This is a genomic window from Gymnodinialimonas ulvae (assembly GCF_037543845.1).
GTDB lineage: Bacteria > Pseudomonadota > Alphaproteobacteria > Rhodobacterales > Rhodobacteraceae > Gymnodinialimonas > Gymnodinialimonas ulvae.
This window is the reverse complement of sequence record NZ_JBBIFX010000003.1, coordinates 358960-370761: the sequence shown is the minus strand read 5'-3', so window position 1 is coordinate 370761 and position 11802 is coordinate 358960. Positions and strand designations below refer to the sequence as shown.

Annotated in this window: 15 protein-coding genes; 11 read left to right on the top strand and 4 right to left on the bottom strand. The window is 63.8% G+C overall.

Annotated elements, in window-relative coordinates:
- Positions 1–35 precede the first annotated feature (35 nt).
- From rpoZ to rnc, 8 genes are all read left to right on the top strand, one after another.
- Positions 36–389: a DNA-directed RNA polymerase subunit omega gene (gene rpoZ / locus V8J83_RS15800; RefSeq protein WP_339987396.1), complete on the top strand. Its 354-nt coding sequence runs from the start codon at positions 36–38 to the stop codon at positions 387–389.
- On the top strand, positions 386–2554 hold the full coding sequence (locus tag V8J83_RS15795; protein WP_339987395.1) for a RelA/SpoT family protein: 2169 nt from the start codon (positions 386–388) through the stop codon (positions 2552–2554). The genes rpoZ and V8J83_RS15795 overlap by 4 nt, the downstream gene beginning before the upstream one ends.
- A gap of 167 nt (positions 2555–2721) precedes the next feature.
- Entirely contained in the window at positions 2722–3354 is a 633-nt protein-coding gene (locus V8J83_RS15790) for a DUF2062 domain-containing protein (RefSeq protein WP_339987394.1), read from the top strand.
- A 34-nt stretch (positions 3355–3388) separates the two neighbouring features.
- On the top strand, positions 3389–4129 hold the full coding sequence (locus V8J83_RS15785) for a pyridoxine 5'-phosphate synthase (RefSeq protein WP_339987393.1): 741 nt from the start codon (positions 3389–3391) through the stop codon (positions 4127–4129).
- Between the two features lie 41 nt (positions 4130–4170).
- A complete protein-coding gene (locus V8J83_RS15780; protein WP_339987392.1) occupies positions 4171–4647 on the top strand; it encodes a hypothetical protein in 477 nt (158 codons plus the stop codon).
- 18 nt (positions 4648–4665) lie between these two features.
- The gene (gene acpS, locus V8J83_RS15775; protein WP_339987391.1) at positions 4666–5118 is read left to right on the top strand and encodes a holo-ACP synthase; all 453 of its coding nucleotides are present in this window, start codon (positions 4666–4668) and stop codon (positions 5116–5118) included.
- Positions 5119–5265: 147 nt separating this feature from the next.
- A complete protein-coding gene (lepB, locus tag V8J83_RS15770; protein WP_339987390.1) occupies positions 5266–6045 on the top strand; it encodes a signal peptidase I in 780 nt (259 codons plus the stop codon).
- Positions 6046–6085: 40 nt separating this feature from the next.
- Positions 6086–6742 carry a ribonuclease III gene (gene rnc, locus V8J83_RS15765; protein WP_439649793.1) on the top strand — a complete coding sequence of 219 codons (657 nt, stop codon included), beginning with the start codon at positions 6086–6088 and terminating at the stop codon, positions 6740–6742.
- Here the strand turns inward: rnc and V8J83_RS15760 are convergent.
- Positions 6739–7386, bottom strand: a complete 648-nt coding sequence (locus tag V8J83_RS15760; RefSeq protein WP_339987388.1) for a thermonuclease family protein — start codon at positions 7384–7386, stop codon at positions 6739–6741. The genes rnc and V8J83_RS15760 overlap by 4 nt on opposite strands.
- Positions 7387–7494: 108 nt before the next feature.
- Here V8J83_RS15760 and era point away from each other — a divergent pair, with 108 nt between their 5' ends.
- Positions 7495–8403 (top strand): GTPase Era, encoded by a 909-nt coding sequence (era, locus tag V8J83_RS15755; RefSeq protein WP_339987387.1) that lies wholly within the window; start codon positions 7495–7497, stop codon positions 8401–8403.
- A complete protein-coding gene (locus V8J83_RS15750) occupies positions 8400–8735 on the top strand; it encodes a DUF1491 family protein (protein ID WP_339987386.1) in 336 nt (111 codons plus the stop codon). The genes era and V8J83_RS15750 overlap by 4 nt, the downstream gene beginning before the upstream one ends.
- Positions 8736–8752: 17 nt before the next feature.
- Here the strand turns inward: V8J83_RS15750 and V8J83_RS15745 are convergent, their stop codons facing one another.
- The gene (locus V8J83_RS15745; RefSeq protein WP_339987385.1) at positions 8753–9367 is read right to left on the bottom strand and encodes a Pr6Pr family membrane protein; all 615 of its coding nucleotides are present in this window, start codon (positions 9365–9367) and stop codon (positions 8753–8755) included.
- A gap of 105 nt (positions 9368–9472) precedes the next feature.
- Between V8J83_RS15745 and recO the strand changes: the two genes are divergently transcribed.
- Complete coding sequence (gene recO, locus V8J83_RS15740) at positions 9473–10201, top strand: DNA repair protein RecO (RefSeq protein ID WP_339987384.1); 729 nt, start codon at positions 9473–9475, stop codon at positions 10199–10201.
- On the opposite strand, the gene thpR is transcribed toward recO, so the two are convergent.
- A complete protein-coding gene (gene thpR, locus V8J83_RS15735; RefSeq protein ID WP_339987383.1) occupies positions 10176–10712 on the bottom strand; it encodes an RNA 2',3'-cyclic phosphodiesterase in 537 nt (178 codons plus the stop codon). The genes recO and thpR overlap by 26 nt on opposite strands.
- Positions 10712–11710, bottom strand: a complete 999-nt coding sequence (locus V8J83_RS15730; protein WP_339987382.1) for an NAD-dependent epimerase/dehydratase family protein — start codon at positions 11708–11710, stop codon at positions 10712–10714. The genes thpR and V8J83_RS15730 overlap by 1 nt, the downstream gene beginning before the upstream one ends.
- Positions 11711–11802: the final 92 nt, after the last annotated feature.

Below are 11802 nucleotides of genomic sequence, written 5' to 3'. Positions count from 1 at the left end.
CTCTGATTCACCTTGTAATACGTCTGGAGTGCTTCATGGCCCGCGTCACGGTTGAAGATTGCGTTGATAAGGTCCCGAACCGGTTCGAGCTGGTGATGCTTGCGTCGCACCGCGCGCGCGAGATTTCGGCGGGGGATCCGCTGACCGTGGACCGCGACAACGACAAAAACCCCGTTGTTGCCCTGCGCGAGATTGCGGACGAGACACAACAGGCCGATGACCTGCGCGAGCGCCTGATCGAAAGCCATCAGACCCAGATCGAGGTCGATGAGCCCGAAGAAGACGCCATGGCCTTGTTGCAGGGTGTAGAGCAGGATCGCCCGGCCCAGGATGACATGAGCGAAGAGCAAATGTTGCGCGCGCTCATGGAAGCGCAAGGTCAGAAGTGACGGCGGAGGCGGCGCTTGATCGCAGTCACGGCGCCGAAGATGCCATCGACGCCGACGATCTGCTCAGCCTCGTCCAGAACTACAATCCCAACACCAACGAGGCGCTGATCCGCAGCGCCTTTGCCTATGGCCGCGAGATGCATGCCGGGCAGACGCGGCATTCCGGTGAGCCGTATTTCACCCATCCCGTGGCGGTGGCCGCGATCCTGACCGAACAGCAGCTGGATGATGCGACGATCATCACGGCGCTGCTGCATGACACGATCGAAGACACGCGATCGACCTATTCGGAAGTGGCCGAGCGCTTCGGCGAAGAGGTCGCGGAGCTTGTCGATGGAGTAACGAAGCTCACGAACTTGCAGCTGAGCAATCGCGAAAGCAAGCAGGCGGAGAATTTCCGCAAGCTGTTCATGGCGATGTCCAAGGATTTGCGCGTGATCCTGGTGAAGCTGGCGGACCGTCTGCACAACATGCGCACGATCCGGCATATGCGCCCCGAAAAGCAACGCCAGAAAGCCCAGGAAACAATGGATATCTTTGCGCCTCTGGCGGGGCGGATGGGTATGCATTGGATGCGTGAGGAATTGGAGGATCTGTCTTTTCGGGTGGTCAACCCGGAGGCGCGGTCTTCGATCTTGCGGCGATTCATTACGTTGCAGCGCGAAACCGGCGATGTGATCCCGAAGATCACCGACGACATCGAAGCGGTTCTGGAGAAGCACGACATCACGGCGCAGGTGTTCGGGCGGGCGAAGAAGCCCTATTCGATCTGGCGCAAGATGCAGGACAAGAAACTGGCCTTCAGCCGTTTGTCCGACATCTACGGTTTCCGCGTGATCGCAGCGACCGAAGACGATTGTTACCGCATCCTTGGCGCGATCCATCAGCGGTGGAAATCGGTGCCGGGCCGGTTCAAGGATTACATCAGCCAGCCGAAATCCAACGGCTACCGCTCGATCCACACCACCGTCAGCGGGCGCGACGGCAAGCGGGTGGAGGTGCAGATCCGCACTCGGCAGATGCATGAAGTGGCCGAGGCGGGTGTTGCGGCCCATTGGGCTTATCGTGATGGGGTCCGGGCGGAGAATCCGTTTGCCGTGGACCCTGCGAAATGGCTGGAGAGCTTGAACGAGCGGTTCGAGAATGCCGAAGACCATGACGAGTTCCTCGAACATGTGAAGTTGGAAATGTATTCCGATCAGGTGTTCTGCTTCACGCCGAAGGGGGATGTGGTGAAGCTGCCGCGCGGGGCGACGCCGATTGATTTCGCCTATTCGATCCACACGCGGATCGGGCATTCCTGCGTCGGTGCGAAGGTCGATGGCATCCGCGTGCCGCTTTGGACGCGGTTGAAAAACGGCCAATCGGTCGATGTGATCACCGCCGAGGGGCAGACGCCGCAAGCCACCTGGATCGATATTGCCACGACGGGCCGGGCAAAGGCCGCGATCCGGCGGAGTTTGCGCGAAGTGGACCGCGACCGCTATATCAAGCTTGGCCGCGAATTGGCCAGGGTGGCGTTCGAGCAATACGGCAAGAAAGCCACCGATCAGGCGCTGTCTACGGCGGCCAAGGCGCTGGCCCTGCCCAGTGCGGAGGATGTTCTGGCGCGCATCGGCTCGGCCGAATTGAGCGCGCGCAATGTGGTTCAGGAGCTCTACCCCGAGCTGGCCCATACCGATGAAGGCGCCGTGATCGAGGAAACCCGCGCGGTGATCGGCCTGCCTCCGGGCGCGCGCACGCAGCGCGCGCAATGTTGCCAGCCGGTGCCGGGCGAGCGGATCATCGGGATCACCTATCCCGGAAAGGGCCCGCTGGTGCATGCGATCGACTGCGCCGCCCTGGCGGCCTTCGACGATCAGCCGGACCGCTGGATCGACCTGCATTGGACGGATGGACGCCATGCCGCGATCCATAATGTGACGATGGATGTCACCATCTCGAACGAAAACGGGGTTCTGGGGCGGATCTGCACCCTGATCGGGGAGCAGAACGCGAATATCTCGGACCTGCATTTCGTCGACCGCAAGCCGGATTTCTTCCGCCTTTTGATCGACGTGGATGTGCGGGATGCGGAACACCTGCACGCGGTGATGATCGCGGTCGAGGCGGAGGCCGATGTGGCCACGCTGGACCGGTTCCGCGATTTGGACCGCAGACCGTGACGTGGCGCGGATAGCCGCCACCGTCCGGCCGGATTATTTCGGAATATCCGCCCCACCCGGCATGTCGGCCACATAGAGCGGTCAACAACCCGGAACAACAGTTGTTCGACGGGATCAGGCGGTCCATATCTGTCCCAAGGACAACAGGATAACGGAAGGGGCGGCGCGTGTTCAGACGCCGTGATTACAGACCCTGGTATCGTGTGATCCTCGAGGTGTTGTGGCCCCGGGGGGGCTGGATGCGTGCGGCGCATTACGTCAAGCACCGGATGCGGCGTCTGCCCGGCACGCCCGAGCAGATTGCGCGTGGCATCATGGCCGGGGCGTTTGTGGTTTTCACCCCGTATTTCGGGCTGCATTTCGTGTTGGCAGTGTTGTTGGCGCGGCTGATGCGGGGGTCGATCCTCGCCGCGTTGCTGGCGACGTTCATCGGCAATCCGCTGACCTATGTGCCGATTGCCTTCATCTCGCTGGAATTCGGGCATTTCCTTCTGGGCACGCGGTTGCATGGTGAGATCAACGAAAGCCTGTTCGCGCGGTTTGGCAATGCGGCCGGCGACTTGTGGCATAACTTCATGGCGATCTTCACCGATCAGGTCGCGTCGTGGCACGAATTGCAGGTGTTTTGGGATACGGTCGTCTGGCCTTGGACGGTGGGCGGCATCATCCCTGGCCTGCTGTGCGGTATCGTTTGCTATTACCTGAGCGTGCCGGTGATCCGGGCCTATCAAAACCGTCGCGCGGCGCGGCTGCGCAAGAAGATGAACAAGCTCCGCCAGCAGGCGGGAGCGGCAAAATAAGGGTTCGGCACGGGGCCAGACAAAGGACGTTGAGATGGAAAAGCTGCGACTGGGCGTGAACATCGACCATGTGGCGACGCTGCGAAATGCGCGGGGCGGGGCAACCCCGGACCCGGTGCGCGCGGCGGTGCTGGCCGAGCGGGCGGGCGCGGACGGGATCACGGCCCATCTGCGCGAGGACCGACGCCACATGCGCGATCAGGACATCGGCGCCATTATGGAGGCGATTTCCATCCCGTTGAACTTCGAGATGGCCGCGACGCAGGAGATGCAGCGGATCGTTTTGGGTCACCGGCCCCATGCCGCGTGCATTGTGCCGGAAAAGCGCGAGGAGCGGACAACAGAGGGCGGTCTGGAAGTGGCCGGCGATCAGAACCGTCTGGGCCATTATATCGGGCCGCTGGCGGATGCGGGCATCCGGGTGTCGCTGTTCATTGCCGCGGAGCCCGCGCAGATCGAGGCGGCGGCGCGGATCGGTGCGCCGGTGATCGAGATCCATTCCGGCGCCTACACGGACTTTGACAGCGAGGGGAATATCGAGGCCCGCGATGCGGAGCTGGCGCGGATCGTGGATGGTGTGAAACTGGGCCATGATCTGGGTCTGGAGGTGCATGTGGGCCATGGGCTGAACTACGATACGGTGGGCCCGATTGCCGCGTTGCCGGAGGTGCGAGAGCTCAACATCGGCCATTTCCTGATGGGCGAGGCGATGTTCGTGGGGCTGGAGGCGGCGATTGCGGAGATGCGCGCGCGGATGGACGCGGCGCGCGGGTGACGATTGCGTTGCGCCGATGGATGAAGGAGGGTGCGAGGACCATGATCGGACCCTGGAAATGCGGCCCCATGCCAATGCGCGCGACCCTGATCCTTGCGATCTGTGTTCTGCCGGGCCTTGCCACCGGGCAGGTCGTGCGCGAGTGCGACACGTTTGAGGCCAATGCCCGTAACCTTGCCTTCTTGCCGAACAGCCGTCCGGCCGTGGATGTGTTCGCAAATGGCGATGTCTGGACGATCGGCCTCGATACGCTTGAGCCTGCGTGTTGCTCCGCGCATCTGATGGTGAATTATTTCACGGAGTTGGAGCCATTTCCGATCTGTGCCCTGGTTTCGGCGTCGGAGGGGGTGGGATTTTCCGGCCTGCGCCATGATGAAATGACTGCGACCTATGACCCGAGTGTTGGCGTGACGCTGACCCTTCCCGCGGGTCGCTACGATGGATCAGCTTCGGTGATGTCGCGGCTTGTCGTGACGGTGAACCGGGCGACGGCCACGGTAACGGCGCACCATGAGTGAGCTGCGAGCGGGCCGCGCATGATCCTGGGCATCGGCACGGATCTGGCCAATATCGAGCGGATCGAACGCGCGTTGGAGCGGTTCGGCGACCGGTTTCGGCACCGCGTGTTCACCGAGACCGAGCAGGCGCGCGCGGCGCGCGTACCCAAGCCAGAGGCGGCCTATGCAAAGCGATGGGCCGCGAAGGAAGCCTGTTCCAAGGCTCTGGGCACGGGGCTTCGGATGGGGATCGCGTGGAAGGATATGGCAGTGCGCAATCTGCCGACGGGCCAACCGGTGATGGAAGTGACGGGTTGGGCGAAAGACCGCCTGGAGCAGATGACGCCCGAGGGGCATGTCGCGGTGATCCATGTGACGCTGACCGACGATCACCCCTGGGCGCAGGCGATGGTGGTGATCGAGGCGCTGCCTGCAGAGGTGGAAGAGACGCGGCCGGTGCCGCAGCGACCAGACGTTCGGCGCATGTCGTGACCTGGCGGGGAGACGCTGGCCTTGCGGCCTCGCCCCTCCCGCCGGCCCGTGCGGCGGAGCACACGGGAATTCTGGGCGGGTTTGCTTGACTAGGGGCGAGGCGCGGGCGAGAACCGCGCGATGGCAGGCACAGGGCAGGAGCACCCAATGGCGAAATCAGAAGGCGGGATCATGGAGACGGTGAAAACCGTGTTCTGGGCCTTGTTGATCGCGGGTGTCTTTCGCACCCTGTTTTTTCAGCCGTTCTGGATCCCGTCGGGGTCGATGAAGGACACGTTGCTGATCGGGGATTTCCTGTTCGTCAACAAGATGGCCTACGGCTATTCGCAGCATTCCTGCCCGTTTTCGATGTGTCCGTTCGAGGGGCGCCTTTTCGGCGCGGAGCCGGAGCGGGGCGATGTGGTCGTGTTCCGCCATCCGACCAACGGCACGGATTTCATCAAGCGTGTGATCGGGCTTCCCGGGGACCGGGTGCAGATGATCAACGGCGTGCTGCATTTGAACGGCGATCCCGTGCGCCTGACGCCGGAGGCACCGTTCGAGGAAGTTGTCGGCCCGCAAGGCCCGCAAGGCCATCAGCCGCGCTGCGCCAATGCGCCGGTGGGGGCGGGCGGCCTGTGCACGAAGGATCGCGCGACCGAAGAGCTTCCCGGTGGGGTGACGCATTCGATCCTCAACATCGAAGATGGCACGCGGGGCGACAACACGCCGGAATTCACGGTGCCGGACGGCACGTATTTCGTGATGGGTGACAACCGGGACAATTCCATCGATTCGCGGTTCCCACAATCCATCGGCGGTGTGGGGTTCGTGCCGTTCGAAAACCTTCTGGGCCGTGCGGACCGGGTGGTGTTTTCCTCGGCGGGCGCGCGCATGATCTATTTCTGGACCTGGCGGTCGGACCGCTTCTTCCACGCAATCGACTGACGAGGGATCTGTGAAGCCGGGCAAGGATGTTGAGGCGTTCATGGATCGGCTGGGGCACAGCTTTGCCGACCCGAGCCTGTTGCAGCGCGCGCTGACGCATTCATCGCTGTCTTCACCGACGCGGCCCGACAATCAACGGATGGAATTCCTCGGGGACCGGGTATTGGGCCTGGTGATGGCCGAGGCGGTTCTGGCCGCCGATCCGGAGGCGCGCGAAGGCCTTTTGGCGCCGCGGTTCAACGCGCTGGTGCGCAAGGAAGCCTGCGCCGATGTTGCCCGGCAGATTGACCTGGGTGCGGCGATGCGGTTGGGCAAATCCGAGATGAGCGCGGGCGGGCGGCGGCGTGTGGCGTTGCTTGGCGACGCGATGGAGGCGGTGATCGCGGCGGTTTATCTGGATGCGGGATTCGCGGCGGCGCAGGCGGTGATCCTGCGGCTTTGGGGCGAGAGGATTGCGACGGTCGAAGACGATGCGCGCGATGCCAAAACCGCACTGCAGGAATGGGCACAAGCGCGGCGCATGCCTCCGCCGGTGTACGAGGAAATCGGGCGGTCCGGCCCGGATCACGCGCCGTTGTTCCGTGTCCGCGTGACGCTGGACAATGGGCAACATGCCGAGGCGGAGGCCAAGGCGAAACGGCAGGCCGAACAGGCGGCGGCGCAGGCGTTGCTGGCGCGGTTGGACCGCGAGGCTTAGCCCGCCTTTGTCCGAGCGTTTGTCTTGCGCGTCATGCGGGCATGGGCGCGCCAGAGTTTCTTGCGCACGCCGTCTGGTTCCCATTTTGCGTAGTGGCCGTTGGAATAGTCCGGCCAATCCAACGCCAGCCCCTGTTTGACCAGCTCCGCCGCGATGTCGCGCCCGTCGGGAAGGCGGCAATGGGCGACGGCACGTTCATACGATCCGGTGCCATGGAAGGTGGCGGTGATGTCTTGCCCCTTGACCATGGCGACAAGCGCGAATTTCGAGATTTTGCCATAGGGGTGGTTCATCTCGGGCGCGTCGATCCCCCAAAGGCGAATGCGGGTCTTTCCGATCATGATCGTATCGCCGTCCACAACCCAGCAACGCCCGGTGAGGGTTTCGTATTTCTGCCGAAGCGGCTGTTGAGGAGGGGCATGCCCGGGTGTCGGCACCGGCGGAATGGGCAATGCAGGTGGCTTGGTTTCGCGCACAGACGGGCGCGGCGGCGATGCCAGTGGCGCGCGCTTGGGCGCGCCCCCGTCGGGATCGATCCGGGGTGTGCGCCCATCATCGGGTGGGGGCCGTTCGCCCTTGGCGGCCAACCAAAGCAACCCGGCGAGTGTGCCGATTATCAACAAGGTGACCAGAAGAACATCCATCCGGTCACAGATGCCGTAGCTTTTTGGCGAAAGATTGACCGCCCTGCGCTTTGCGGCAATAACCGCGACTTCCGAGGCGCTTTTGCCCTGCCCATGAAGGACCACCCCATGCCAACCCGCGCCGGTTTCATCGCCCTGATCGGAGAGCCCAACGCCGGAAAATCGACGCTGCTGAACCGGATGGTGGGCGCGAAGGTGTCGATCGTGACGCACAAGGTTCAAACGACGCGCGCGCGCCTTCGGGGCGTGGCGATGGAGGGCGAGAGCCAGTTGGTGTTTGTTGATACGCCGGGTCTGTTCCGGCCGAAACGGCGGCTGGACCGTGCCATGGTGGCGGCGGCGTGGACCGGGGCGGCGGATGCCGATGTGGTGGTGTTGCTGATCGAGGCGCATCGCGGGCTGACCGAAGGGGTGCAAGCGATCCTTGAGGGGCTGGCCGGGCGGACGCAGGCCACGAAGATTGCGCTGGCGATCAACAAGATCGACCGGGTCGAGGCGCAGGCGCTTCTGAAGCTGACCGAGGATATGAATGCGGCGTTCAATTTCGCCGAGACGTTCATGATCTCCGCCGAGAAGGGCCACGGGGTGCAGCATCTGCGCGAATGGCTGGCCGGTGAGGTGCCCGAGGGGCCGTACCTTTACCCCGAGGATCAGATCGCCGATCTGCCGATGCGCATGATCGCGGCCGAGATGACGCGCGAAAAGCTGACCCTGCGTTTGCATCAGGAACTGCCGTATCAACTGACGGTGGAGACCGAGAGTTGGGAGCCGAAGAAAGACGGCTCTGCCCGCATCGAGCAGATCATCTATGTGGCGCGCGACGGCCATAAGGGCATTGTGCTTGGCAAGGGTGGTGAGACGATCAAGTCGGTGTCGAAGGCCGCGCGTGAGGAGATCGCGGAATTCGCGGGCCATCCCGTGCATCTGTTCCTGCAGGTGAAAGTGCGGCCGAATTGGTTGGACGAGGCCGAGCGGTATTCCGAGATGGGCCTGAACTTCAAAGACGGCAATGCATGAGCGGTCCGCGTCTGACGGCTGAATTCTGGGTCGCGGCGTATCTGGCGCGGCTGAGGGCCGAGGATATCCCGGCCTTCGTGGTGGCGCGGGGCGATGGGACGGCGGGGGCAATCCTGATCAAGCAATCGCCGCTGGATGGGTCGGCGACGCTTTTCCAACGCAGCTTTGATCCGCTCAGCGGGGCGCGCAATTGGATGGTTCTGTCCGAAGGGCCGGAGGCCGAGGTCGACGCGGCAGTTGCACGACAACGTGGCTTTGACCCGGATCTGTGGGTGATCGAGGTGGAAGACCGCGCCGGGCGGCACCTGTTGGATGCGCCGGGGTTGGAATAGGCGGGCGCGCGTCCCGCCTAGCGGTCTGCGAACCGTCCGATCATCACGAAGATGACCCCGCCGATCAGCAAGGTGATCACGAGGCCCACCAAATTGGTCGCAACCGCCGCCGCGGTGAGGGTGGTGAGGTCCATGAACGGGTAGGGGTAGACACCATCCGATGCCCCACGGCCCAAGGCATAGGCGACGTAGACGCAGGGCCACATGATGAACATTGGCAAATCGCCATAGCGCAACGTCCGTTTCGGAGCGAAGGCCAGCCACCACAGAAGGCAGGCGATCGGCACGGCGGTGTGCAACCCTTGATCCGCCCACCAGCCGAGGCCGGTGAACGCCACCAAGCCCGATAAAAGCGTGTGATAGACCGCACCCACCAACACGATGGCAAGTGTCAGCGCCGCAGCCCATGGTGCCCCGATCCCGTCACGCCGGAACGCGGCCACGGTGAAGGTGATGGCCACCAGTGTGTTGGTCAGCAGAGTGAAGAACCGCGCCAGATCCCAGATTGTTTCCGATGGGCTCTCGGTTCCGACGCCGAGGTCGTAGACATAGCGCGCCACGACGGAACCCGCAGCGAGAAGTGCGATCAGGCCTGCGGTGACGCGAGCCGGAGGGGTCAGGGCCGGAAACATGGCTGTTGCATGCCACGCGCCCGGAGCCTTTTCCAGCGGGGTGCGCAATTTTATCCACAGGGTGTGGATCGACAACAGCACCCATGTGCCGGATACTCCGCCGCTATGGAGTGGCGGGCCGATGGCATCCTTATTGCACTGCGCCGCCACGGGGAATCCGCGGCGATCATCGAGCTGTTCACGGCTGATCATGGACGGCATCTTGGCGTGGTGCGGGGCGGTGCGTCGCGCAGGATGGCCCCATTGTTGCAGACGGGCGCGCAGTTGGATGCCACGTGGAAGGCTCGGCTGAGCGATCATATCGGCAGCTACACGGTCGAGCTTCGGAAAAGTCGCGCGGCCGAGGTTCTGGGCGACCGAGTTGCGTTGGAGGGGATGTCGGCGGTCTGTGCGTTGTTGTCCTTCGCCTTGCCGGAACGCGCGCCCTATCCCGCGCTGCATGCGCGGAGCCTTGCCCTTTTGGATGGTTTGGGTGCCGAGCGATGGGCCGAGGCGTATCTGGGCTGGGAACTGGCGTTGCTGGAAGACATGGGGTTCGGCCTTGACCTGTCGGCCTGTGCCGTCACCGGGAGCACTCAGGACCTGGCTTATATCTCACCCAAAACGGGCCGTGCCGTCTCACGCGGGGCGGCGGGCGATTGGGTGGACCGGTTGTTGCCGCTTCCGGCCGTTTTGCGCGGGGTCAGCGGAGATGCGGCAGAGGTGGCGCAGGGGTTGCAGGTCACGGGCCATTTCCTGAACCATCACCTGGCTCCCAGCCTTGGCGACCGCCGCCTGCCCGCCGCGCGGCAACGCTATGTCGACCTGATCAGCCGAGCGGATAGTCGGCCATGATATCATGCACCGCGCCCTGCGGGGTCAGGGTGGATTGGTAAAGGCACATACGCCGCGCGGTGAAGCCAGGAATGGCGCAGCGTATGCCGAGGGCGGCGGCCAGCCTGTCGCGGGCGGGGCCCTGCGGTTGGCGGTTTGCGCGCATCAGCGTGACATGGGGGCGGAAGCGGCGACGGGGCACTTCCGCGCCGGCCTGCCGGGCCATCTGCGCGATTCGGGCGTGCAGGGCGGTGAGCGCGTCGTTGGAGCGCACTTCAGCAAAAACCAACCCGCGCTCCATCTCGGCGAAGGTGCCAAGCGCGCCGAAGGTGATGTCGGGCGCGGGTAGGCGGGCACTGTCCAGCAGGTCGTGCAGGGTTTCCAGCACGGGTTCGGGCACGTCGCCCAGATAGGCCAGCGTCAGGTGCAGATTGTCTTCGGGCACCGCCTTGCCGAACGGCAGATGTGCCTGCGCGGAGATGAGCGCGTCAACCGCGGCGTCTTCCATCGGCAGGGCAATGAAACTCCGCATCAGGCAATTGCGGCGGCGGCGCGATCGATCGTTTTGCTGACGGGGGTGAAGGTGATGCCCAGATCCGCCTGAGTCGCGGAGGTGTCGAATTCGGGCATGGGGCCAAGCTGCGGCAGGATGCCTTTCACCTCCGGATCAAACAGGGCCAGCAGACGCATCAGCCACGTGGGCGCTTGTCGTGTCGCGATCTTGCGGTCGGGATAGGCGGCGGCAAGATGCCTTGCGATGTCGGGCATCATCATCGATCCGGCCGAGCCGATGTAACGCCTCCCGGCGGTCCCGGGCCGGTCCATCGCGGCGATGTGCATGGCCGAGATATCGGCGACATCGACCATCCCGAAACCCATGGCAGGCAGCGCCGGATCCTTGCCCCCCATGATCCGTTCGATCAGCGCGAGCGACGTGCCGTAGCGGCCATCAAGCGGCGCGCCAAGCACCAGAGCGGGGTTGATCGTGGTCAATTGCATCTCGGGGTAATCGGCCACGAAATCCCAAGCGGCCTGTTCGGCGAGGGTCTTGGATTTGTAGTAGGCCGAGGCGCGAGGGTGGTTGATATCGGTCCAATCCGCGGGAGACTTGGGGTTGGGTTTGTCATTGGCTTCAATCGCGACCACGGACGAAGTCAGGATCACGCGGGGTGTCCCCGCGGCCTGAGCGGCGCGCAGAGCCCGCAGGGTGCCGTCAACGGCAGGCCGGATGAGGTCGTCTTCGTTCTTGGGCTGCGACATCGGGAATGGAGAGGCCGTGTGCATCAGCACATCGTGGCCCGTCAGCGCATCACTCCAGCCGGTGTCGTCGGTCAAATCGAGCTCGGCGAAGGTCAGCCGGTCGAGCGCATCGGTATTGCTCAGATGCGGCCGGATCGCATCACGCACTTCCCCGGCGCGCGAGGCGCTGCGCAGCGAGCCGGTGACATTGTGCCCGGCCTCTAGCAGGTCCAGGGTGATGCGCTTGGCGATGAAGCCGGTGACGCCGGTCAGGAAGACGGTCTGGGGCAAGGGAGGTTCTTTGTGTTGCGTGCGGTTCTAAAAGACATGGAGGCCGGTGGACGTTTTTCAATTCAATGCTGCACAATTTGTCAGGCCGATTT